Genomic DNA, 22,642 nt, shown 5'->3' with positions numbered 1-22,642 from the left:
TTGCCAGCTAAGATTTGCAAGGAGAATTGAAACGGCATTTCTCAGCGCAGGCTGAGCGCGGGGGAAAACTGCGCGGGAAAGGGCTTAGTCCCGCAGCAGGCGATAAGCGTGTTATCCAAGGTGAGATGAGTCAGGTAGCGGCCCGGCGGGCAAAGCGTTGCCAGCGGAAGGTCAAGGGAGGCGATTTGCCAGACCGTTCCGCCCTGCTGTTTCAGCACGGCTTCGTGGGCGGTCCAGAGTTTCCAGAATGCGGGAAGCTGCTCGTCAGGCGGCAGGGCGGTAAGCCATTCACAGAGCGCCGGGGCAAAGCTGTGCTGCGCCACCGCCAGAATTTTGGCTCTCGGGCGCAGCCATTCGATATCGCAGCCCACCGCGTCTTCCCCCGTCAGCACCGCCACCGCGCCTGCGCTATTGCTGATATTAAAAGGGGGCAGCTGCGGATGCCAGGGCTTGCCGTTCGGGCCCGTTTCAAGCTTCGGCAGCGCCTCGCGCTCTAAAAGCATCGCCAGCAGGATCCTTCCCGCAAGCCAGACGGGGCGACGTTTGCCGACCGGCGCCGCCGCCGCTAATTCCGGCGACAGCCAGCGTGCGATCTGCGTCTCTTCGCTCAGACGCGCGACGTCACCGTACGCCAGCCGGTATGCCATCACGGCCAGCGACGCAGAACGAGCGAGGTATTGATGCCGCCGAAAGCAAAATTATTGCTCTGCACAAACTCGGTCTCCAGGCGACGCGCGCTGCCCATAATGTAATCGAGCTCGCCGCAGGCCTCGTCGGGATGATGCAGGTTCAGCGTTTCGGCAAACCAGCCTTCGCGCATCATTTCGATGCTCATCCAGGCCTCCAGCGCGCCGCAGGCTCCCAGCGTATGGCCCAGATAGCTTTTCAGCGAAGAGATGGGCGTGCCCGCGCCGAACACGGCGGCGGTGGCCTGGGTTTCCGCGATATCGCCGCGATCCGTCGCCGTACCGTGCGCGCAGAGGTAGCCAATATCGCCTGCCGCAAGCCCGGCGGAACGCAGGCCGCGTTCGATGCAAATCTGCATCGTCTCCTTCTGCGGCTGCGTGATGTGCGCAGCGTCGCAGTTGGTGTGAAAACCGACGATCTCCGCATAGATCTTCGCCCCGCGCGCCTTAGCGTGTTCGAGATCTTCCAGAATCAGCGTCCCGGCGCCTTCGCCGATCACCAGCCCGTCGCGCTGCCTGTCGAACGGCGACGGCGTGGTATGGGGACGATCGTTGCGCTGGCTGGTGGCAAACAGCGTGTCGAACACCGCCGCTTCCGACGGGCAAAGCTCTTCGGCTCCCCCGGCGACCATCACGGTCTGGTAGCCGTGGCGGATGGCTTCCCAGGCGTAGCCTATCGCCTGGCTGCCGGAAGTACAGGCGCTGGAGGTCGGGATCACCCGTCCGCGCAGGCCGAAAAACAGCCCGGCGTTAACGGCGGTGGTGTGCGGCATCATCTGCACGTAGGTCGTGCCGGTGATATTACGGGTGTGCTTTTCGGTGAGCATGGTGGCGAATTCGCTAACCGGCCCGGTGCTGCCCGTTGAAGACCCGTAGGCGATGCCCGTATCGCCGCTGGTTAAAACCGCATCGTCCAGCAAACCGGCTTGGGCAAGCGCCAGCTCGGTCGCCCGCGTCGCCAGCAGGGAGACGCGCCCCATGGCGCGAATGCGTTTACGGGTATAGTTATCCGGCAGCGTAAAATTATCGGCCGGCGCGCCGAGCAGCGTATTGAGCCCGTCGTAAACCTGCCATTCCGGCATGGCGCGCACGGCGTTTTTGCCCGACCTTAAGCCGGTGGCAACCTCCTGCCAGCTTTCGCCGAAGGCGGTAACGCCGCCCATACCCGTCACGACCACGCGGTGAATCACAGCATACCTCCGTTGATAGAGATAACCTGGCGGGTTACGTAACCGGCGGCAGGAGACATCAGATAACGCGCAAGGCCGGCGACCTCTTCCGGCTGCCCCATGCGCTGCAGGGGTATGATACGCATCGCTTCTTTCAGCGCGGGCCTCTTCCATCTCAATCATGCCGGTATCGATAAGCCCCGGCGCAATGCAGTTGACGGTTATCCGGCGTTTTGCCAGCTCGACGGCAAGCGCTTTAGTCGCCCCAATAATGCCCGCTTTCGCCGCGCTGTAGTTGACCTGGCCGCGGTTGCCCAGCAGCCCGGAAACCGACGACAGCGTAATAATGCGCCCGCCGTCGCGCAGGCCGATCATCGGCATTACGCAGGGCTGGATAACGTTATAGAAGCTGTCGAGATTGGTGTGGATAACGCCGTCCCAGTCGTCTTCGCTGAGCGCCGGAAAGGCGCCGTCGCGCGCCACGCCCGCGTTATTAACCACTCCCCAGTACGCGCCGTGGGCCTCTATATCCGCCTCAAGCGCCGTGCGGCACCGCGCGCGATCGCCGCTGTCAAACTGCATCAGCCGGCCCGCGCCGCCCTGCTCTTCAATGCGAGTAAGCGTTTGCCGTGCGCCTTCTGCGTCACGGTGATAATGCACCACCACGCTAAAGCCGTCAGCCGCCAGCCCGCAGGCAATCGCTCGTCCGATGCCTTTGCTGGCACCGGTCACCAGTACCGTTCGTGTCATAGCTGCTATCCCATTAAAATAGTTGTTCTAGTTCGTTTTTATCTGGTTGATAGGTGTTCACCCGCCCGCTGGCCAGCACCCGGTTGTCCGCGAGGATCTCGCCTTCGAAACTGCCTATTTTCTCGTCACGCATTAACAGCGTAACCTGACAATCCAGCAGCGTATTGGCCGGGAATTTGCCTTCCGGGCAGCGCAGCCCGCGTCCGCCCAGCAGCATGCCAACCCCGACCGACTCCCCGCCCGCGTTCATCGTATGCCAGCCTGACCATACGCCTACCGTCTGCGCGATAATTTCAATGGCGAACCAGCCGGGCAGCGTGCCGTCCTCAGCCAGAAAAGGAGCCAGCACGCCGTCTGCGCTTACCTTAACCCGGCAGCGGGCCGTTTCCCGGGTGACAGCAATAACCTTCTCCAGCAGGCACATCGGCGCCTGATGGGGCAAATAGCACTGCGGGGCAAGATAGTCAGTCACGGGCGGCTCCAAAAATCAGGGCGGCGTTGTTGCCGCCAAAAGCAAAAGAATTAGACAGCATGACCGGCTGGTAATCAGCGCGCGGCGCGGTTAACAGACCGCAGGGCGCAAGGTCCGGATCCTGCGCTGATTCGGTAAAATTCTGCGCGGGCAGCGGCAGGCCGCGCGTCAGCATTAAATAGCAAAGCGCCGCTTCACAGGCGCCCGCCGCCCCAAGCGTGTGGCCGGTGAGATGCTTAGTGGAGCTGCAGGGCACGCTTTCGCCAAACAGCTGGCGGATGACTTTAGCCTCAATCTCATCATTTAAGCGCGTAGCGGTGCCATGCATATTGATATAACCGATATCCGCCGCGGTTAAACCCGCCTCATGCATAGCCATTTCAATGGCGCGAATGGCGCCCGCGCCTTCAGGATGCGGAGCCGACATATGCCAGGCGTCGGACGATTCCCCCACCCCAAGCAGCCGTACCGGCCCTTTGTCGCGGCTAAGCAGTATCAGCGCTGCCGCTTCGCCGATGGTGATGCCGTCACGCCCGGCGCTGAAAGGCTGGCAGCGGCGTTCGCTCAGGGACTCAAGGCTGTTAAAACCGTTGATCGGCATGCGGCTTAACGTGTCCGCGCCGCCGACGATCGCCGCATCCACCATGCCGGCCTCAATCAGCCGACGGCCGGTGATTATCGCCCGCGCGCTGGATGAGCAGGCGGTGGAGATCGTAAGCGCCGGGCCGAAAAGCCGCAGGTACTCGCTGACAAAACGCGAAGGATCGCCAAGCTCCTGCTGGCCGTAGTGATAAGTTTCGTGGCTCCCGCTCACCCGGCGGTCGGCTTCGTCCAGCCCCGAGGTGCTGGTCCCCATCACCACGGCTACGCGATCTGCTCCGTACCGGGCGATAGCCTCATCCACCTGCGGCTGAATTTGCGCAAGCGCCGCCAGCAGCAGCCGGTTGTTGCGGCTGTTATGCTGCGCAAGCGCCGGCGGGATAGCGGGTAAATCCCCCGTCACGCGCCCGACCCAGCACTCGCCCTGCTGCAGCCAGCTATCTTTATCCGGCGCCATGCCCGGCGCAAGCCCGGCCACGAGGTTGCCGGCAATTTCATCAGGCGTATTTCCCATCGCGTTGAGCATGCCGACGGCGGTTAGTGAAATCATGATGCGTTATCCAGATGTTGAATCGCTATCAGGTAGCCAAAGCGGTGATGCTGAATGCTGACCGGCTGGCGGCCGTCGTCACGGGTCAGATACTGAATCGTCTCGATAAGCTCGTTGTTCTCATCGCGCAGCTCACGACGCGAGTCGATATCCTGCAGCGTCCAGCCTTTTGGCAGCTGCGGCCGCCAGGCGGACAGCGGCCAGTAGCTGAGCATAATATCCGCAAGCACCTGGCCTGCCGGCGGCATCTCCGGCAGGGTGATGGACTGCTCGGTTTTCACACCGCTGCCGTCATAGGTAAGACGGAATAAGCGGATCCCCAGCGGCGACAGCCCGGCGAGCATGATTTTCCGACTGTCGGCGTTGAGCAACACCATCAGCGACTGCGTTTTGCCTTTCACCCGCGCGGTCAGCAGCTGCTGCTGGCTGATAGCGGGCGTTATGCCGGGCGCGGGAAGCGTTATCAGCGTGCCCGGTTTAAGCCAGGCCTGCGGACGGGTGGGATCCTGCTTCGGCGTGCCGCAGGCGCTCAGCAACAGGGCGCTTAACAGCAGCGTCGCGGCGCGTAATCTGGTCATGAATTTTCCTTTTCCCGGACCGGCAAAGCCAGGGGCGCGGTCAAAAACGCGCAGAAGATCCCGCAGCTCAGCACAATCCCAAAGCCTGAAATAGCCGGGGTTGCGCTCAGCACCAGCATCCCCAGCGTAAATAAAGTGGTCAGCAAGGCGACGCTCACCGCCAGCATCGACGTCAGCGGCGTGCCGCGCGGATTGCTGAAAAATATCGTGTAGTTAATACCGATGCCCAGCACCAGCACCAGCGCCAGCAGCGAGAACAGGTTCAGCTCGTGTCCGCTGAAGGCTAAGGCGGCAAGCCCGCCGCCAAGCGATAAAACCGAAGGCACGACGTTGATAAGCCCCCGCCGGACGCCCAGACGCAGCATGTAGGTTATGGCGATCGCAACGACGGCCGCGGCCAGCAGGCCCGCCAGCAACACGCGGTAGAAGCCGAAGAGCTCGTTGAAAGCGCTTTTGCGATCCACCCAGCTGACGCCGGGCATTTTCGCCGCAAGGGCGCTTAGCGCCGCGCCGTCATGCGCGCCGCTGACCGGCACCAGCGCGCCGCTTTGCCCACCGGCAAGCGACAGCCACAGCAAACGCCAGCCGCTGCTGATAACGCTTTGCTGCCAGACGTCCGGCGTGACCGGCATCTGCCCTAAATCCGGCGCGCCCAGAGTAAGGCCGGTTTCCGCCAGGCGCTTTTGCAGTGCCGGCGCCGCCTCACGCAGCAGGCGTAAATCCGCCTGCTGGCGCTCAAGAGAGGCAAGGGGCAGCAGACGATAGCCGTCGATAACCTTACGTTTGCGCAAGGCCGCAAGCTCCGGCGCCAGCTTTTCAAGGCGCGTGAGCGTCTGTTCCGCGCTGCTGCCGTACACCACGAACCATTTCTGATCCATCCCCTGCCCGGTCAGCGCGGTAATGCCCTGCTCTTCGCGCAGCAAATCCTGCGGCAGGGCCTGCAGGGTGGAGATATCGTCATTCACCCGCAGCATCGCCAGGCCCGCGACGCTGACAGCCAGCAGCGCCAGCGGAATACCCAGGCGCACGAACTTAGCGGTCTGCCAGGCCGCAAGCCAGGCGGAAAGGAGCCTCTTTCCCGGCGCGGGACGCACGGGCAGGCCGCGCACCGCGTAGGGATAGCAGCAGATCACCGTCAGGCAGGAGGCCGTCAGGCCGCTGGCGGCGAAGACCGCAAGCTGGCGAATGCCGGGGAACGGCGCCAGAAGCATGATTAAATAGGCCAGCACCGTGGTGCCCAGCGCCAGCAGCAGCGCGGGCAGAACCTTGCGCAGGCTGTCCTGAGCCGAGCTTTGCGCGCCGTGAACCATGCGTTCGGTGAGGTAATAAAGGGTGTAGTCCGCCGACACCCCGACAATGCCCAGGCTCATCACCAGCGTCATCAGGTGCAGCTCGCCAAAGCACAGCAGCGTTATGGTCGTGCCGGCAAGCGCGCCTGTGCCGACGGAGGTCACGCACAAAATAAGCGGACGCAGCGAGCGAAACACCAGCAGGATCAGCAGCAGCACGCCCACGATCGTTGCAAGCCCCAGCGTGGACACGTCGTGCTTTGCCTGCTGGCTGGCGTAATCGCTGTAAAACAGCGTGCCGCGCGACATCACTTTAGCCTGCGGGAAGCGCTGCTCAAGCTCATGCTCCAGCGCCCGCAGCCGGCTTACCGACTCGCGCCCGCGCTGCATGTCAAAGGATGAGCCTTTCAGTTCGCCGTGCAGCAGGTACCAGTAGCGCCCCTGCTGGTCTTTGGCCACCAGCCAGCCGTCGATCATGCGCAGCCGGCTTGCGCTTTGCTGCAGCGCCAGCTGGGAGCCGCGCACCAGCATCAGCGGATCCCGGGCCAGCTCCCTGCCGCTGACGCCGGAAAACGCCGAGTAAAGCTGGGACATCACCCACTGCGCCTGGGCTTCGCCGCCGTTTTGCAGGCGGGCGCGGGTTTGCTCATCCACCAGCCCGTTGCGGTGTTCGAAGTAAAACTTTCCCCACGCCTGCTGGCCGGCGGCGTCCATCGGCCCTTCAACCTTTGTTAAAAAAGGCTGCTGCCGTAGCTGCTCCTGCCACCACTGCGCCACACGCCGATCCGCGGAGGCGCCGGGGCTTACCAGCCAGAGCATTTGCCTGTCGAGCCGCTGCAAAAAACCCGCTTCTATCTCCGGCGGGATCTTTCCCAGGCTCTGGGCCGGCAAAAGCGACAGCACGCTGCTGTCGAGCCTGGACCCGGGCAATAGCGCGCACAGGATAATCGCCAGCAGCGCTACCGCGGCAAGCCAGCTCCAGCACAGGCGGCGATGCCACTTAGAAAACGAAACGCTGCTGCTCTTCATGGGTCAGTTTTCGCGGCTCCGGGCGGTGATTGCTGAAGGTAATTTCGGTGAAATCGCCCTGGGTATCGTTAAGCTCAATGCGGTTGAGGAACTTCTCGCCCTGCAGGGTGATGGTGCTAAACAGCTTGTCCAGCGGCGTGGTGGTCGGCGTTAAGACTAACTGCCACTGCCCTTTCCCCAGATCGGTAAACCGGCTGGTGAAGTTCTCGTCGAGCACCTTGCGGTCGGCCTGGAACAGCGCGCGCAACAGGTGGTTGAACTGGAACATCTGCGGGTTGCTGTCGGCGGTAATCACCTGCGGCGCCTGGCTGCCCATCACCTGCACCATATGGCTGTCATCAAGGATGAGGGTCATTGGAAAAGGATGCTGCTGCTGCCACCACAGGCCCTTGCTTTTGGCGATCAGCACTTCCCCGCTGGAGTGCAGCGGCTGGGTCATGCCGCTAATCTGCCGCTCCTGCTGGAAGGAGGCGCGAACGACCTGCTGTTCGGCAAAACGGTGCTGCACGTCGTCGAGCGTAATGGCGCTCGCGGCGCCGCTTACCAGCAGGGCCGCGGCCAGTAAAAGTTTTTTCATGGCTTAATCCCCATGCGTTCGAATAAGACGGCCGGGGAGACGTAGCACATCTCTCCCGTCGCGGCGTCAACCGCTACCTGAATGGTGTAGCCCGTGGTGGTGCGTTTCCCGCTGGCGGCATCGGTGATTTGATAGCCAATCTTTAAGCGGTTTTCGAATTCCACCACGCTTGCCCGCACCAGAATTTGCTGCTCAAAGGTCACCGCGTCGCGGTATTTCACCCGCGTATCCACCACCGGCCAGACATAGCCAGACGCTTTCATCGCGCGATAGCCGTAGTTAAACTGGTCAAGCAGCGCTTCGCGCGCCACTTCAAAATAGCGAAAGTAGTTGCCGTGCCAGACCACGTTCATCGCGTCGACGTCATGGAAAGGCACTTTAATACTTACTTCCGCGGTAAAGCGTGGGTCGCTTAACATCCTGACTCCAGGTCTTTCGGCAGCTGCCAGAAATCATAAAAATTAAACCAGTCGAGCGGCGAGCGGAAAGCGTAGGCCTCAAGCCGTTCGGCATAACGATCGACGGCCTGCTGCAAAGCCTGCTGGCGCGTCGCCCGCGGCAGTATCAGCGGGTCGGCAAAAGGCTCGGCGTGAATAAGCAGTTTGCCCTGCTCGCGCAGCACCATCATTAAAACGATCGGACAGCGCAACGCGGCGGCGAGAATAAAAGGCCCCTGCGGGAACGGCGCCGGCGCGCCCATAAACTGGCTCCAGCATACGCGCCGATCGCCTCCGCGCTGCGGGTTAACGGCGATTCTGTCGCCGACGATGGCCACCCATTCGCCCGCATCAAGCTTATCCTGCAGCAGCATGGCGGTTTCCGGGCCAATGTGCGTGACGGGCAGCAGATTCACCGCCGCCTGGGGGGCGATTTCCTCTAAAACCCTGCGGAACCGCTCGGCGTGATCGGTAAACACCAGGGCATTGATCGTCAGCCCCGCCTCCACCTGCGCCAGCGCCCGGCTGGCTTCGATATCGCCAAGGTGCGCGGCGAGGATAAGTTTCCCGCAGCCCGCCTGCGGTTGCAAAACTTCGCGGCTGCCGGGAGCGAAATTAATATCGCGCCCCCATTTGATATCCCCTCGCCAGGCGGCGATTTTGTTGAGCATCGCGTCGCCAAAGCGCAAAAAGTGCCGGTAGCTGTTCAGGCCTGCGGGCAGCGCGATTTGTTTAATTCGCGCCTGTTGCCGCACGCGCGCCAGCCACAGCCTGGAGGCCCGGCGCTGCGCTCCGCCGGTCAGCCACATCCAGGCCGCGACAGGATACAGCAGCAGCGTGAAGGCTCCGCGGCCCAAAACTCGATAGATGCCCAGCATCAGGCGCATCCCGGCCAGCCCTTTTCTCTCCGGCACCTTCGCCCAGTGCGCGGGCCTGCGGCGGCGTGAAAGAAGCTCAGGAATGCGCGGCAGCATGCCAAAAAACAGCCGCGTGTGCATCCAGGAGATGCGCAGATTGTCACGCAGGGCGTCAAAATGCGACAGGCCGTCCGGCGGATAGGTCACACGCGTGCGCAGAAAGCGGCTGTCCACGCCGGACCAGTACAGGCGCACCATGATTTCGGTGTCGAAATCCATCCGCTTGCCCGGCGGATGTCGCGCGATGAGGGCAAGAGATGAGGCCACGGGATAGACGCGGAACCCGCACATGCTGTCCTTAAGCGAGAAAGACAGCGTTTCAATCCACACCCAAAAATGGGTCAAGTAGCGCCCGTACAGGCGGGCTTTGGGCACCGAATCGTCATACTCCGGCTGGCCGGAGATCAGGCTTTCCGGGTAGCGCCGCGCTTCCTGCAGAAAACGGGGAATGTCTTCGATACGGTGCTGTCCGTCGGCATCCAGCTGCACGGCATGGCTGAAACCCGCCTGCCGGGCCGCCTGCAGGCCGGCAATGACGGCCTGGCCTTTGCCGCTGTTGGCCGCAAGGCGCACCAGCGTCACGCCGGCGTGGTTTGCCGCCAGAAGATCCAGCTGCTGCGCCGTCGCACGATCGCTGCCGTCGTCAACAATGATGCAAGGCAACGCAAACGGGGCCAGACGCGCGAGCACGCCGGGCATAGCCGCCCCGTGGTTGTAACAGGGGATCACCACGCAGGGGCGGAAGTCCTCCTCGGCCACGGCCAGCTTTGCCATCACCGACATAGCTTAATTTTTCCGCTGCTGACGGGCTGCCGCGCTTCGTCTTTAAGCTGGAGATACTCAAAGCTCAGCAGGCAGCGGGCGGCATCCCAGCGCAGGTTCAGCTCAAGCAGGCTTTCGGGCAGTACCGGGCGCTGGAACTTCACGCTGTCAATCGCGCAAAACCGCATACCGGGCGCAAGCTCTGCGCCATAGGCCATCACCCAGTCCACCTGCGCCACGCCGGGAAGCAGCGGCTGCGTCGGAAAGTGGCCGTCAAACCAGCTCAGACCAGCCGGAATACGCAGCCGCAGGCACAGCTGGTTTTCCCCCGGCCGCGTGCAGCGCTCTTTAATGGGTTTCATCAAATAATTCCTGTAGTTGCGCCCAGGCCCGCTTGCTCTGGCTGTTGAGCGGAATGCTGTCAACGAAACGCCAGTAACGCGGGACGGCCACCGGCTCAAGCCACTGGCGAAGCGTGTCTCGCCACCGTTTTTTATATTCGGCAGGCAGCACGGAGCCATCAAGCACCACAACGGCGCCGGGCGTGATGCGCCCTGCGCGTACAATCGGCACCACGGCCGCCTCTTTGATGCCCGGCAGCGCCGCCAGGCGACGTTCGATTTCGCTAAGGGAGACGCGTTTTTCTTCCATCTTCACGATTCGGTCACGGCGGCCTAAAAGCCGGAACTCCCCTTGCGAACTGAAGGCCAGATTATCATCGAGCGGGCACTCGCCGCCGTTAATTAAAGGGGAGCGTACGGACCATCCTTCTTCGCGGGCGATAAATTCCACCTCGGGAAAAGGCTGCCAGGGCGGCGCGACGTCATGATGCCGACGCCAGGCGAGCACGCCCGTTTCCGTGGTGCCGTAAATTTCGCACACCGCCTCGCCAAGCCACCGCCCGGCTCTTTGCGCCGTTTCGTCATCCAGCAGCCCTGCCGCCGAAACCGTTTTACGGCACGGCGGCGCCAGCAGGTTGAAATCAAGGCGCTTGAGAAAGGCCGGGCTGGTGATAAAAAGCAGCGGATGGGTAGCAAGCGCCGCCAGCTGCTCGGGGAAATGAATCATTGACGCGTCGCAGGCCAGGCCCAGCGTCATGGGCAGCATAATGCGAAACGTCAGGCCATACATATGCTGATGGCTGACCGACGCCGCGACGCGGCAGTTCTGTAGATCCCGGCCCCAAAGCGCCGCCAGCCAGGCGCTCTCTTTATCCAGAGCCTCGACCCTTTTAAAGATTTGCGCCGGCTCGCCGGTTGAGCCGGAGGTGAACAGAATCACTCCCGCGTCGCGGGCAACGGGCGGCAGCGTTTGCGGCGCCTCATGCGGCAGATCCTGCGGATTAATCACCGGGCAGTCGAGCTGCAGGGGCAAATCGGTCAACACTCCGCTAAACAGGGATTGCTGTTCGCGCAGCTGGGTTTCCCGGCAGTGGCCGGGCAGCACAGGAGTTTTCCCCGCGTGCAGAGCGGCGAGAAGCGCGACGATAAACCAGTAGCTGTTGTCAAAACACAGCGCCCACCGCTCGCCGGCAAGAACGCCCAGCCGGCTATAAAGCTGCTGCACATCGCGCTCAAGCATCGCCTGCGTCCAGTGCCTGTCTGCTGAAAACGCCACAATATGATCGGGATGGCGGGCCGCGCCAGCCCACTCGCCCAGCGGCAGAAAATTATTCATGATGTTGTTTTACGCGCTGGCGCACCAGCCATTCGCCGGCGAACAGCGCGCCCATCAGCAAATAGCTGAGCATGCCGTTCCACAGCGTCCAGAGATGAAGGCTGCCGTGCAGGCAGGTCCATAGCGAAACGCCGCCGTTAACGATAAAGAATCCGCACCACAGCCGGGTCACGCGGCGCGTGTAGCGTACCGCCGCGGCAGAAAGTTCCCCCTCGCGCCAGCGCGCCAGCCTTTCAACAAGCGGCATGCGGCTTAGCAACGAACCGCCAAACAGGGCGAGCATCATCATATTGACCGCCAGCGGATACCACAGCAGCAGCTGCGCCTCGCGCAGCAAAACGCTCGCCAGCGTCAGGGCGATGCCCGCTGCGGCCAGGCCTTGCGCCGCACGGCTCAGGGCCCCGGTTTTACCGCGAAGCGCCGCAAGACGCAGCACGAAACACAGCGCCAGCAGAGGCAGCAGAATATGTAAACGCGGGTAGCTCAGCGCCAGCCACACAGCAAAAGGCCAGCCAATAACGGCCAGCCCTCCTGCGATACTCAGCACGCTCTGCGCCCGCACGCGCATCAGGAACCCTGTTGCAGCCGCTCTACAGCCTCTACAACATCCTGTACGGTACGCACCGTTTTAAAATCTTCCGGTTTGATTTTTTTGCCGGTACGTTTTTGCAGGTGCACAACCATGTCCACGGCATCAATGCTGTCGAGATCTAAATCTTCGTAGAGGCGCGATTCAGGGGTGATAAGAGCGGCGTCCAGGTCGAACAGTTTAACCAGCAGCCCGGTCACTTCCTGATAAATATCTTCTTTATTCATAACTTGCTCGTTCTTCAATCATTCAGGCGTCGTGCGCCGGATTAAGGCTGACGATGAAAGCGGCCAGCGTGGCCACAGAGTAAAAATGCTGCCGCAGGGTTTCGTTTTCAGCGGATAACGTCACGCCATAACGTTTTTTTACGCTCAAACCCAGCTCAAGGGCGTCAATGGAGTCAAGCCCCAGGCCATCGTTGCCAAACAGGGGCGCCTCGCTGTCAATGTCGTCCACGCTTATCTCTTCAAGGTTCAGCGTGTCGATTATCAGTTGTTTTATATCGTTTTTTAAGGAGTCCATATTTGCTTTCCGGATCTTTGCGAGAATCAGGAACTAATTCCTGACGTAAATAATTGCTCAGGCGACGCGCCGCCAGCGCCGGGGCATCGTCGGGCGTCGTGACAAAATCCAGGCTCTCTATTCGCCGCTGCACCGAAACCTTAATCATCGGCTTACGCGCCGGAATTTGATACCAGCGGCTTTGCTTATCGAGATAGCGCTGGTCGCAATAAATGTGCACCAGGCGCAGGGGGCAGCCGCTGCGAACAGCAATCTGCGCCGCGCCGCGCTGGATCGCCAGCGGCTCGCCGGGGCGCGTCCGCGTGCCTTCGGGGAAAATAAGTATCGTTTCCCCCGCCGTCAGCCGCCGCTGGCTTTCCGGCAGCAACGTTTCGCCCTGGCTGTTAATTAAATAATCCGCCGCGCGAATAACGCCTCTGAAACAAGGATTATTGACCAGGCCGGCTTTGACCAGGCAGCCAATCTCGGGAGCCTGCGAAGCAATAAAAACATAATCCAGCAGCGTGGGATGATTCGCAACGATCAGACAGCCTTTATCGCCGCGCAGGTTTTCCACGCCGCTGAACTGATAGTCGAAAACGCCCAGAAAGCGCCCGATGCGCAAAAATAACCGAAAGCTGGCGGCAATGCTGCGGCGGGCGATATTACGCCGCCTGCGGCGACTCGGGACGAAAACCAGCAGCAAATTAAACCACAGCAGCGAGAGCGCAAGGCCGCCGCTGCCAAAAAGGATAAACAGCCAGCCGGTCATCACGACGCGCCAGCACCAGTTAAGACGCTGCAGGCATGTGCGCCGCATCAGCCGCGGCTCCACTGCCACAGAAGCCTTTCTCCGCGAAACGCGAAATTCGGTGCTTCGCCAAGCCAGGCATGCAGGAAACTGAGGCTTTGCGGCAGAGGGGCGACAGCAGGATGCGCGTCGGGAACGCTTTGCGCCCGCAGATGCGAACCAGCTTCCAGCACCAGCGCGACGGCGTACGGAAAAGTGGGCGGCTCGTGTGCCAGCAAAGGCTGATAAAAATCGGGGATGGCGCCGTCAAAATCCACCAGCAGCACGCGTTTATAGCCTGCGTGAAGAAAGGCAGCCGCTTCGACCAGCGCCTGGCCGAAGGTATCCCGGCCGGCGGATACAGAAGATGAAACTAAAGGCAGGCCGGCGGCGATAGTGGTATTGCCAACCGCCGAATTGTGGACCGACATGGCAAAATCCGTTGGCGAAACCGGCTGTTGCTCAGCCAGCGCGGTCAGGATCCTGAAGTTGCGTTCGAGCTCGCCGTGGCGGCTGGCGAAAACCAGAGCGTCAATCCGCTGGCGCGCCAGCACCGCCAGAGCGGCGTCTACCGCAAGGCGGCTGCCCGACGCCAGACGACGGGCGGTCATCATGGGTAAGTGTGTGCATCTGGCGATGGCGGCTGTCGCATCGATTACCGGGGACGCTTTGCCCCACGCCAGCCACTGCGCGGCATCAGATAAGCCCGGGGCGCAGGCCTGCCAGTCGACAAGGTTAAACGCTAACTTCATTTTCGCTACCATCATTCATCTGCTGCGGCCCGCAGGTATAATATTTTCTATTGTCGCGGGCTATGGAATAACTCTCAAACCGACGGGATATCTCCTGAAGAAGATTTTTTTCACCGCGGAAATTTGCAACGGCGCGGAATAGTAACAAAACCTGAGATGAAATAAATCAGTATGCGGAAAAACTCATCGCCCGACGTGCCCGCCGGGTTGCTGTATTTACTGGTAGGTGATATTCACCAGGGCCAGGCGGCGCTGGGAATCGAGGTACTGAATATCGGTATGTATCAGGCTGTCGCTACGTACAACACCCTCGGCTAACTCGCTCAGGGCCACGGTGAAAGTGGCTGGTTTGCCTTGTTTATAGCAGGAAAAAACCACCTGCTGGTCCTGCGGCGTAATACCGCATCCCCCTTCGACAATCGCACCCCGAAAATGAATTGTCCCGCCATCAGCGGCGGCCGGCGGCAGGGGCGAGAGCATCGCTAATACGGCAGCACAGAGAAACTTCTTAAAAGTAGCGTTTATCATAATCCGTACCCTCATACCTGTAGTCTTTAAATAAAGTTATCGGCAGATAACGAAATCACTACAGTTAAACATTGGTATACAGACGAAATAATCGCAACAATCTCATTACATAATTTAAACAAAATAGCAAAACTAGATCTTGCCCGGCGGCGTCCACTGCTGCTGCAGGTTAATGTCTTTGCCATCCGTCAGGGTTACGGTGAGGGTGACGCTGTCGCCGGGATCGATATTCAGGCTCAGCCTGGCGAGTTTTATCGGTTCATTGGCCTTGATCGCGACGGTGGAACTCTGGCTGCTGGTGCTTTGCCCGGCCTTGCCAGAACGCATGGCCGTAAGCTTCATGGCGCACCGGCAATCGGTCGTCAGCGTGGCGACGGGTTCGATGGTAAAAATATTTCCCAGCTGCCGGGTATCAAAAGTGAGCTGATTAGCCAGCGCGGCCAGCAAAATTAAGGTATGCATCTCTTCCTCCCAATAAAAAACAGGGCCGGGGCCCTGTTTTTTATAGCGCAGTCTGACTATTAATGCTGGTAAGCATTGGCGTAGTTACCCCAACCAACCTGGGTAACTGCAATAGTAGAGTTATCAGCAGTTTGGGTAGTGATCGCGGTGTTTTTACCACCCTGAGACTGCACAACAAAAGTATCTGAATCAGAAGCGCCAGACTGGTTTGCTTTCACATAGTTATTGTAGCCAAATGATTTAATATCAATTGAAGCATCTGGAGACGATCCCTGATCGGCAAGCGCAACGTTGTTTACACCTTCCTGATAAATACTCAGGCTTTCATGGCCCTGACTATTTTGTGGGTAATGACCGGCCATAGCGCTACCGGAAATAACTACCGCTGCTAATGCTGCCACTTTGAATAAATTCATGGTAAAACCCCCATCGGATTGAGAATGTAAGCCCAAATGGTTGGTGAATTATCGTTGGATAATACGAACCGCCATCTGTGACTGTTTCTGCACTACAACTGCTGTTTTTTGCGTACCAGTCTGGATAATGCTTGCTTTATTTCCAGAACCTTTCTGGACAATTAAAGCGGTATTACCAGAATCTGTCTGCTTAATATCCGCATCGTTGGCGCTGCCCGTCTGCGAAATATAAGCAAGGTTATAACTCCCTGATTGATCGACATTTGCGCGGTTATTGCCTCCGTACTGCGAGACTACCGCAAGTTGCCGGGTCCCTCTTTGGTCGACCGCGGAATTATTACTAACGCCGTGTTGACCAATAATGGCTGCCTGATTAAAAGATGCTTTGCTTAATTCATTGACCGCAAAGTTATACTCTGAAGCAGCAAGGTCAAACCCTGCCGCCGTTACATAACCAGGCGCACCCAGCAATGCTAACACCATAAATAACGATCTGTTTTTCATGTTGTCATCCTGGACCTGGATGCCGCCAGGTAAATATGCCAAAATTATTTCATTGTTAACGCAATCGATAAGAAGTTATGGCTGCGTTACGGAAATGAGTATGTCCTTCGAAACTTTTAAAATATCTCACCCGCACGTTGTATTTTCATATTTATGTTCATGCCAAAGCATGAGTTATTTAAAAACACCGCGGCCAACAAGTTGCTTCCCACACCAATTACCAGGGCCAATAAAACATGGGCGCGCCTGCTGCCTGCAGGCTCGAGTGCACCGTCTTGCCGGTGGTACCTGGGGGATCTTTAACGAATTAATGGACAGCCTTGTCACCACGGCATCTTTTTGTAAACGAAGCGGCAGGTTTCATTGCAAGCGCTGAGAATTACATATGTTAAAATTCGATAAACGTTAAGATTTCATTAAATAATCATTTAAAATCAATAATATATATTTAATTGTGTGATTTTTAAAACTATGCAAATTAATTAGGATGTACAACTTTATCATCAATTTTAAATAGCAGAAATTTCTATGTGAAACATTTTAATATCTTCAGTTACATTGTGTAACATCTTTAACACTTGCTTTAAGATTACTTCCCGCTAGATTGAATTCAGCAGTAACCATTTTATTTAACACAATGCCAGCCGTATCAAAGCGCGTGTCTGGCTGGTGTTTTATTTCACACACAGCAGTGCAGCACTTATCAGTACTTCTGGGGAATTAACTTTCTGTTAATTCAGCTGATAGTGCATAAAAATCAGGTGGAGTTTCATCATGTTTAATGAAGTCCATACTTTAAATAGTCATACCCTGTTGTTGATCACCAAACCTTCGCTGCAGGCTTCAGCTTTATTACAACACCTGAAGTCTTCTTTGGCTATAAACGGGAAACTGCATAACATTCAACGCTCTCTTGATGAGATTGCGGGAAATGTTCTGGTGTTATTCGATATGGTCGAGGCGGATAAGAAGCTTATTAACTACTGGCAGGATAACTTAAGCCGCAAACACAACAGCGTTAAATTATTACTCCTCAATACGCCTGAAGAGTATCAATTCCGCGATATAGAGAACTGGGCCGCATATCAGCGGCGTGTTTTATACCTCAGAAGAAGAGCCGCGGGTCATTGAAGGCATACGCGGCGTCATGGACGGCGAATGTTATTTCTCGCAAAAATTAGCCAGCTATTTGATTAATCACTCAGGCAACTACCGTTTCTACAGCGCAGAGTCTTCCCTCTTAACGCACCGTGAAAAGGAAATCCTTAATAAATTACGTATTGGCGCTTCCAATAATGAAATCGCCCAGTCGCTATTTATTAGTGAAAATACGGTAAAAACCCATCTTTACAATTTATTCAAGAAGATAGCCGTTAAAAACCGCACTCAGGCGGTTTCCTGGGCAAACGACAATCTCAGGCGATAGGCTATGAAAATACACTCTGCTTTACTGCTGGCGACGGTATTACTGTGCGCTTCCGGGGGCGTTCGCGCCGTTGAAGTGGAAATTCCCGGGCTGTTGACGGATCACACCGTTTCTTCCGTGGGTCACGACTTTTACCGCGCCTTTAGCGATAAGTGGGAAAGCAGCTTTACCGGAAACCTGACTATAAATGAGCGACCCAGTGCCCGTTGGGGAAGCTGGATAACCATTACTGTCGATCAGGATGTTATTTTTCAGGCTTTTTTATTCCCTACAAAACGCGACTTCGACCGCAACGTCGATATTGCACTGGCGCAAACCAATGAGGCAATTAAACGTCGGCAGGTAGACAAAGTATTGTTGAGCACCGGTGATTTAACCCACGATGAATTCTAGGAGGCTGTGATGCGTATAGCTTATGCAGTTGTTTCCCTGCTGGTTTTTACTCCGCTGGCATGGGGCGGAAATATGACGTTTCAGTTTACCAACCCGAATTTTGGCGGCAACCCAAATAACGGTCCGTTTTTACTTAACGAGGCTCAGGCCCAGAACTCTTATAAGGATCCCAGCTATAGCGACAACTTTGGTATAGAGACCCCCTCCGCTCTGGATAACTTTACACAAACGATTCAGTCACAGCTGCTGGGCGGCTTGCTTACCAACATTAACACCGGAAAACCGGGGCGTCTGGTAACCAATGACTTCATTGTGGATATCGCCAATGCTGACGGGCAGCTAACGATGAATATTACCGACAGAAAAACCGGCAAGACCTCAACGATTCAGGTCGCGGGCTTACAAAACAATTCTACTGATTTTTAGTGGATTTAAATAATCAAAAAGTATTTAAGGATAAACATCATGCAGCGCTTTTTTCTCATCGTAGCAGTGTGTTTATTAAGTGGTTGTTTAGCCGCGCCACCTAAAGAAGCTGCGAAGCCTACACTCATGCCTCGGGCCCAGAGCTACCGCGATTTAACGCATTTGCCGGAAGCTGCGGGAAAACTGTTTGTCTCGGTGTATAACATCCAGGATGAAACAGGTCAGTTTAAACCTTATCCGGCGAGTAACTTCTCCACCGCCGTACCGCAAAGCGCCACCGCGATGCTGGTTACCGCGTTAAAAGATTCACGCTGGTTTATACCGCTGGAGCGTCAGGGATTACAAAACCTGCTCAACGAGCGCAAAATTATCCGCGCGGCCCAGGAAAACGGCACCGTTGCGGCCAATAACCGTCAGGCTCTGAAATCGTTAGTGGCGGCAAACGTCATGATTGAAGGCTCCATCATTGGCTATGAAAGCAATGTGAAATCTGGCGGTATTGGGGCGCGTTACTTCGGTATCGGCGGCGAAACGCAATACCAGCTCGACCAGATTGCCGTCAACCTGCGCGTGGTTGACGTCAGCACCGGCGAGGTGATGTCTTCGGTTAATACCAGTAAAACAATTTTGTCTTATGAAGTGCAGGCCGGCGTATTCCGCTTTGTCGATTACCAGCGTCTGTTAGAAGGCGAAATTGGTTACACCACCAATGAGCCGGTAATGATGTGCCTGATGTCAGCTATCGAGACGGGCGTTATTTACCTGGTTAATGATGGTATCGATCGCGGGCTGTGGGATTTGAAAAATCCGGGCGATAAAAAGAACCCGATCCTGGTTAAATACAAAGAAATGTCGGTGCCTCCGGAAGCCTGATAGCCGCCGGGAAATAAAAAAACCAGCCTCGGCTGGTTTTTTTTATTCGGCAATAGCCGCAGCCCGTCTGGATTTTCGCGCCGCAAGCCACAGCCCGCTGCTCTTCATCGCATAGCCAAAGGCCAGGCCCAGCAATAAAGAAGGAAGGACAAGATGCCATTCACCCTGATTGGCAAAGGTGGCACAGGCGCCGATAAAGGTGCCGGGCACAAAAGACAGCAGCACATGACGAGCCTGAATGCACATCAGGAAAGCCACCACGCCCGTAACGACATAGCCAAGGATGTCCAGATGCGGGGCCAGCGCGCTGCCGTGAATAATCACCTGCGCCCAGAGCACCCCGCTGCATAAAGTGCAAAGCGAGATAAACAGCCCCTTAAGGCCGCCCTGCGGGCAGGCAAAATAAGCCGTGCAGCCAAGAAAGCCTGCCCAGCTGAGCAAGCCGAGACTTACCGCAACCCAGCCCCAAAGGCCTGAGAGGATACCGGTCGTCAATGCGAGAGAAATGAGTATGTTCATGGCGGCGTATCATAGCAGAGCCTTTCGGCTCAACCACGATCTGCCGCACACTTTATGAAAGAAACGATGACTTATTGCACAATAAATGTGATTCAAATCACTATTTATTCCTCTTCCGACTCCTGTAGCTCATCGCGCATCGCCTGGATAGCCTCCCGGCTGATTGCCGCAAGCGTGCGGTAGAAAGGAGTAGTCGCATGGGCCTCAACTTTGCCGAGGAAAGTTCCGCACCACGGCAGCAGATACTCATCGAACAAAGCTATCTGGGCTTCGTATTCATCTTCCTGCGACTGATCCTCCAGCCAGGAGGCAGCCAGCAGCAAAGTGCCAAAGTGGTCGGCCGGCGTTTCGCCAAGCGGCATGCCGCGCTCTTTCAGGAACTCGCGTACGTCCCCTTCATGGCTGCCCTCTTCCCACGCCGAGCGGTATGGCGGAACGCTGCACTCATCGCCGACGAAAAGCGCGTTGTAATCCGCGGCCAGCTGCTGCGGATCGCAGCTTTGCTGCAGCCGGGCCAGCAGTTCGTCCTGCTCCAGAGGCCAACTTGCCGCCAGCTTCCCTTCGCGGATCATCGTCAGCAGCGGCACCAGCAGCGGGTCCTGCGGCTGACGGTAAAACAGCGATCCTAAAATACGGCAAATAATTGAGAACTCATTCATGCTAACAATCCATTCAGGGGTAGAAATTAAAGCGCGGCAAATTCGGCAATGGGCGCCATGCCGCGGGATTCAAGGAAATCTAACAGGCGGCGCGGCGAGACGTTCAGAATGCGGTCTTCCGGGAACTCCACCTCCGCGAGAACCTTACGACATTCGTCAAAATCGCCCAGGCTAAACGCCGTGTGGGAATCAGAGCCCAGCGACAGCCAGCCGCCCGCATCACGCACCGCAGCAGCGATGGCGCGGCAGTTTGGTCCGCTGCCTTTGCGGGAGTGCGTAAAGGAAGAGTTGTTTAGCTCAAGGGCGACATTATATTTAGCGGCCGCCTCGGCGATGGCGGGAATATCCACCGGGAATTTAGGGTTGCCGGGATGGCTGATGATATGTACGTCGCCTGCGGGCCATGGTCGCAATCATCGCTTCGGTATGCGTAGCTTCATCCTGCGGCGGGAAAACGGGCTCGTGGAAACCGGCGATAATCAAATCGAGCGCGTCGAGCATCGGCCCCGTACAGTCGATCTCCCCGCCGGTATTTTTAATATTCGCTTCAATGCCGCGCAGAATGCCAACGCCATCGACCACACGCGGCCAGATGCGCATATTCACAAAGTGCCAGTAGTGCGGCGCATCGGCCATATCAGGACCGTGATCGGTAATGGCAAAAAGCCTGATGCCCTTGCTCTTTGCAATGGCGATGTAATCGTGAAGGGTGCTGTAGGCGTGGGTGCTGGCGACGGTGTGCATATGCAGGTCAACGGGGTACATGACTCTCTCCTTTTCTCTCTTTCCCGCAAGGATAGCAGTTATCGCCGTTGAATTTTAGCCCGGCGCCGGCCGGGCTCGGGTTTAATAACCGTGCTGCAGGGAAACTTCGCCCGCGGGCTTTTCACCTTTCTCAATCTGGCGAATCGTTCTGGCGATATAAGCCATTGCCTCATCCGGGCGCGTAACCGCCGCGATATGGGGCGTGATGGCCACGCGAGGATGCTTCCACAGCGGGTTATCAGCCGGCAGCGGCTCCTGAGAGAAAACGTCCAGCATCGCGCCTTTTAATTTGCCGCTATCCAGGGCGGCCAGCAGGTCGGCCTCCACCAGATGAACGCCGCGCGCCAGGTTAAGCACGTAAGCCTCGTCCGCCAGCTGCTCCAGCAGCGCAGCGTTAATAATGCCGACGGTTTGCGGCGTGTTCGGCAGCAGGTTGATAAGAACGCGGGTGCCGTTCAGGAAATCGCCGATCTGCTCCGTACCCGCGAAGCTTGTCACGCCGGGGTAATCTTTTTTGCTGCGGCTCCAACAGCGCACCGGGAATCCCCACGCAATCAGGCTTTCCGCAACCTTACCGCCAAGCACGCCCGCGCCGAGAAGGCCGATGGTAAAGTCTTCGCGTCGGTACTCATCAAGAGGCTGCCAGTTTGCCTGCTGTTTTTGCGCCTGATAGTCGTCAAAACGTCTGAACCAGTGCAGCACCTGGCTGACCGCATACTCCTGCATCTGCAGCCCCATGCCCGTATCCTCAAGGCGGAACAGCGGCACGCCGGCCGGGAGCATATCGGGATGCGTTTTTAATTTGCTGAGAATCGAATCCACGCCTGCGCCAAGCGCGAAAACGCCCTTGAGCTCTTTACGGCCCGCCAGCATTTCCACCGGGGGATGCCAGACCAAAGCGTAGTCAGCAGGTTGGTTATCGCCCTCCTGCCACTCACGCACGCGAGCCTCAGGGAGCTGCCGTTGCAAACCTGCCAGCCAGGATGGGGTATCAAATGTTGGGTGATAGAAAATAATATCCACGCTTCCTCCTTTTTTTCCAGGATTACGCGAAACGTGAATCATTTCAAGCGTTAAATGTAATAAAAAAACAGCGACGGCTGCTGTTTTAAAAAGCAAGTTGCTTGAAGTTTGTCTAAACGCGCTGAATTTAATGAAAAGTACATTGACGTGATTAACGCTTTTCCCTACATTAGCGCCCGTTCCAGCAGCGCTGGAGCAACAATATGGTGAGGTGTCCGAGTGGCTGAAGGAGCACGCCTGGAAAGTGTGTATACGGCAACGTATCGAGGGTTCGAATCCCTCCCTCACCGCCATATTTTATAAGAGAGCCTGAACTCACGTTCGGGCTTTTTTATTGCCCGTAATTGCCGGAGGGACGGATGAGAACCCTCGACCCGGGTTCGACAACAGGCTTCAGCCTGTTGGACAGCGGTGGCATTTATGTCAGCGCTGCCCGCAGGGTGAGCGCAGCGAATCAATCCCTCCCTCACCGCCATATTTTATAAGAGAGCCTGAACTCACGTTCGGGCTTTTTTATTGCCCG

26 protein-coding genes, 1 tRNA gene and 3 pseudogenes are annotated in these 22,642 nt (G+C 57.4%); 5 read left to right on the top strand and 25 right to left on the bottom strand.

The annotated features are described in order from the left end of the window. Positions 1-41: 41 nt before the first annotated feature. The 21 genes and pseudogenes from WLO32_RS08035 to csgB form a co-directional block, all read right to left on the bottom strand. Complete coding sequence (locus WLO32_RS08035) at positions 42-647, bottom strand: 4'-phosphopantetheinyl transferase superfamily protein (protein WP_435947867.1); 606 nt, start codon at positions 645-647, stop codon at positions 42-44. Further along, the gene (locus WLO32_RS08030) at positions 647-1,876 is read right to left on the bottom strand and encodes a beta-ketoacyl-ACP synthase (protein WP_435947866.1); all 1,230 of its coding nucleotides are present in this window, start codon (positions 1,874-1,876) and stop codon (positions 647-649) included. Before WLO32_RS08030 ends, WLO32_RS08035 begins: the two co-directional genes overlap by 1 nt. After that, a pseudogene (locus WLO32_RS08025) lies at positions 1,873-2,605 on the bottom strand (3-ketoacyl-ACP reductase FabG2). Before WLO32_RS08025 ends, WLO32_RS08030 begins: the two are co-directional and overlap by 4 nt. Before the next feature lie 13 nt (positions 2,606-2,618). Continuing rightward, positions 2,619-3,077, bottom strand: coding sequence for an ApeP family dehydratase (locus tag WLO32_RS08020; protein ID WP_435947865.1), 459 nt, complete (start codon positions 3,075-3,077; stop codon positions 2,619-2,621). Next, positions 3,070-4,227 (bottom strand): beta-ketoacyl-[acyl-carrier-protein] synthase family protein, encoded by a 1,158-nt coding sequence (locus WLO32_RS08015; RefSeq protein ID WP_435947864.1) that lies wholly within the window; start codon positions 4,225-4,227, stop codon positions 3,070-3,072. The genes WLO32_RS08020 and WLO32_RS08015 overlap by 8 nt, the downstream gene beginning before the upstream one ends. Then, a complete protein-coding gene (locus WLO32_RS08010; protein ID WP_435947863.1) occupies positions 4,224-4,805 on the bottom strand; it encodes a DUF3261 domain-containing protein in 582 nt (193 codons plus the stop codon). The genes WLO32_RS08015 and WLO32_RS08010 overlap by 4 nt, the downstream gene beginning before the upstream one ends. Next, the gene (locus tag WLO32_RS08005) at positions 4,802-7,123 is read right to left on the bottom strand and encodes an MMPL family transporter (RefSeq protein ID WP_435947862.1); all 2,322 of its coding nucleotides are present in this window, start codon (positions 7,121-7,123) and stop codon (positions 4,802-4,804) included. Before WLO32_RS08005 ends, WLO32_RS08010 begins: the two co-directional genes overlap by 4 nt. Beyond that, entirely contained in the window at positions 7,095-7,700 is a 606-nt protein-coding gene (locus tag WLO32_RS08000; RefSeq protein ID WP_435947861.1) for an outer membrane lipoprotein carrier protein LolA, read from the bottom strand. The genes WLO32_RS08005 and WLO32_RS08000 overlap by 29 nt, the downstream gene beginning before the upstream one ends. Further along, complete coding sequence (locus WLO32_RS07995; RefSeq protein WP_435947860.1) at positions 7,697-8,119, bottom strand: acyl-CoA thioesterase; 423 nt, start codon at positions 8,117-8,119, stop codon at positions 7,697-7,699. The genes WLO32_RS08000 and WLO32_RS07995 overlap by 4 nt, the downstream gene beginning before the upstream one ends. Next, positions 8,113-9,837, bottom strand: a complete 1,725-nt coding sequence (locus WLO32_RS07990; protein WP_435947859.1) for a glycosyltransferase family 2 protein — start codon at positions 9,835-9,837, stop codon at positions 8,113-8,115. Before WLO32_RS07990 ends, WLO32_RS07995 begins: the two co-directional genes overlap by 7 nt. Beyond that, entirely contained in the window at positions 9,828-10,178 is a 351-nt protein-coding gene (locus WLO32_RS07985; protein WP_435947858.1) for an ApeI family dehydratase, read from the bottom strand. Before WLO32_RS07985 ends, WLO32_RS07990 begins: the two co-directional genes overlap by 10 nt. Beyond that, entirely contained in the window at positions 10,165-11,493 is a 1,329-nt protein-coding gene (locus WLO32_RS07980) for an AMP-binding protein (RefSeq protein ID WP_435947857.1), read from the bottom strand. The genes WLO32_RS07985 and WLO32_RS07980 overlap by 14 nt, the downstream gene beginning before the upstream one ends. Then, positions 11,486-12,064, bottom strand: coding sequence for a hypothetical protein (locus WLO32_RS07975; protein WP_435948263.1), 579 nt, complete (start codon positions 12,062-12,064; stop codon positions 11,486-11,488). Before WLO32_RS07975 ends, WLO32_RS07980 begins: the two co-directional genes overlap by 8 nt. Beyond that, positions 12,061-12,309 carry an acyl carrier protein gene (locus tag WLO32_RS07970; RefSeq protein ID WP_435947856.1) on the bottom strand — a complete coding sequence of 83 codons (249 nt, stop codon included), beginning with the start codon at positions 12,307-12,309 and terminating at the stop codon, positions 12,061-12,063. The genes WLO32_RS07975 and WLO32_RS07970 overlap by 4 nt, the downstream gene beginning before the upstream one ends. A 22-nt stretch (positions 12,310-12,331) precedes the next feature. Continuing rightward, the gene (locus WLO32_RS07965) at positions 12,332-12,604 is read right to left on the bottom strand and encodes a phosphopantetheine-binding protein (protein WP_435947855.1); all 273 of its coding nucleotides are present in this window, start codon (positions 12,602-12,604) and stop codon (positions 12,332-12,334) included. Next, complete coding sequence (locus WLO32_RS07960; protein WP_435947854.1) at positions 12,549-13,403, bottom strand: lysophospholipid acyltransferase family protein; 855 nt, start codon at positions 13,401-13,403, stop codon at positions 12,549-12,551. The genes WLO32_RS07965 and WLO32_RS07960 overlap by 56 nt, the downstream gene beginning before the upstream one ends. Further along, on the bottom strand, positions 13,403-14,125 hold the full coding sequence (locus WLO32_RS07955; protein ID WP_435947853.1) for a beta-ketoacyl synthase chain length factor: 723 nt from the start codon (positions 14,123-14,125) through the stop codon (positions 13,403-13,405). Before WLO32_RS07955 ends, WLO32_RS07960 begins: the two co-directional genes overlap by 1 nt. Before the next feature lie 216 nt (positions 14,126-14,341). After that, positions 14,342-14,653: a hypothetical protein gene (locus WLO32_RS07950; protein WP_435947852.1), complete on the bottom strand. Its 312-nt coding sequence runs from the start codon at positions 14,651-14,653 to the stop codon at positions 14,342-14,344. Positions 14,654-14,785: 132 nt separating this feature from the next. Beyond that, positions 14,786-15,115 (bottom strand): curli assembly chaperone CsgC, encoded by a 330-nt coding sequence (csgC, locus tag WLO32_RS07945; RefSeq protein ID WP_435947851.1) that lies wholly within the window; start codon positions 15,113-15,115, stop codon positions 14,786-14,788. 59 nt (positions 15,116-15,174) lie between these two features. Beyond that, the gene (locus WLO32_RS07940; RefSeq protein ID WP_435947850.1) at positions 15,175-15,531 is read right to left on the bottom strand and encodes a curli major subunit CsgA; all 357 of its coding nucleotides are present in this window, start codon (positions 15,529-15,531) and stop codon (positions 15,175-15,177) included. 48 nt (positions 15,532-15,579) lie between these two features. Continuing rightward, complete coding sequence (csgB, locus tag WLO32_RS07935) at positions 15,580-16,035, bottom strand: curli minor subunit CsgB (RefSeq protein ID WP_435947849.1); 456 nt, start codon at positions 16,033-16,035, stop codon at positions 15,580-15,582. A gap of 774 nt (positions 16,036-16,809) precedes the next feature. Between csgB and csgD the strand changes: the two are divergent. The 4 genes and pseudogenes from csgD to csgG all read left to right on the top strand — a co-directional run bounded on the left by csgD (position 16,810) and on the right by csgG (position 19,153). Next, positions 16,810-17,461: pseudogene (gene csgD, locus WLO32_RS07930) on the top strand (biofilm master transcriptional regulator CsgD). 3 nt (positions 17,462-17,464) lie between these two features. After that, complete coding sequence (gene csgE, locus WLO32_RS07925) at positions 17,465-17,854, top strand: curli production assembly/transport protein CsgE (protein WP_435947848.1); 390 nt, start codon at positions 17,465-17,467, stop codon at positions 17,852-17,854. Positions 17,855-17,863: 9 nt separating this feature from the next. Further along, a complete protein-coding gene (gene csgF, locus WLO32_RS07920) occupies positions 17,864-18,280 on the top strand; it encodes a curli production assembly/transport protein CsgF (RefSeq protein ID WP_121267997.1) in 417 nt (138 codons plus the stop codon). 39 nt (positions 18,281-18,319) lie between these two features. After that, entirely contained in the window at positions 18,320-19,153 is an 834-nt protein-coding gene (gene csgG, locus WLO32_RS07915) for a curli production assembly/transport protein CsgG (protein WP_435947847.1), read from the top strand. A gap of 42 nt (positions 19,154-19,195) precedes the next feature. On the opposite strand, the gene WLO32_RS07910 is transcribed toward csgG, so the two are convergent. The 4 genes and pseudogenes from WLO32_RS07910 to ghrA form a co-directional block, all read right to left on the bottom strand. After that, positions 19,196-19,672, bottom strand: a complete 477-nt coding sequence (locus tag WLO32_RS07910; protein WP_435947846.1) for a DUF1097 domain-containing protein — start codon at positions 19,670-19,672, stop codon at positions 19,196-19,198. 104 nt (positions 19,673-19,776) lie between these two features. Beyond that, on the bottom strand, positions 19,777-20,331 hold the full coding sequence (locus tag WLO32_RS07905; RefSeq protein WP_435947845.1) for a TorD/DmsD family molecular chaperone: 555 nt from the start codon (positions 20,329-20,331) through the stop codon (positions 19,777-19,779). Positions 20,332-20,357: 26 nt separating this feature from the next. Next, positions 20,358-21,096, bottom strand: a pseudogene (locus WLO32_RS07900) (phosphatase). Positions 21,097-21,177: 81 nt separating this feature from the next. Beyond that, entirely contained in the window at positions 21,178-22,119 is a 942-nt protein-coding gene (gene ghrA / locus WLO32_RS07895) for a glyoxylate/hydroxypyruvate reductase GhrA (protein ID WP_435947844.1), read from the bottom strand. A 205-nt stretch (positions 22,120-22,324) separates the two neighbouring features. On the opposite strand from ghrA, the gene WLO32_RS07890 reads away from it, so the two are divergent. Next, positions 22,325-22,412, top strand: a tRNA-Ser gene (locus WLO32_RS07890). The last annotated feature ends 230 nt before the right edge of the window (positions 22,413-22,642 follow it).

Source organism: Dryocola mayonis, from assembly GCF_051307045.1.
In the GTDB taxonomy this organism is placed as follows: domain Bacteria; phylum Pseudomonadota; class Gammaproteobacteria; order Enterobacterales; family Enterobacteriaceae; genus Dryocola.
Note: the sequence above shows the minus strand (reverse complement) of the source record. Positions and strands in the feature narration are given on the sequence as shown.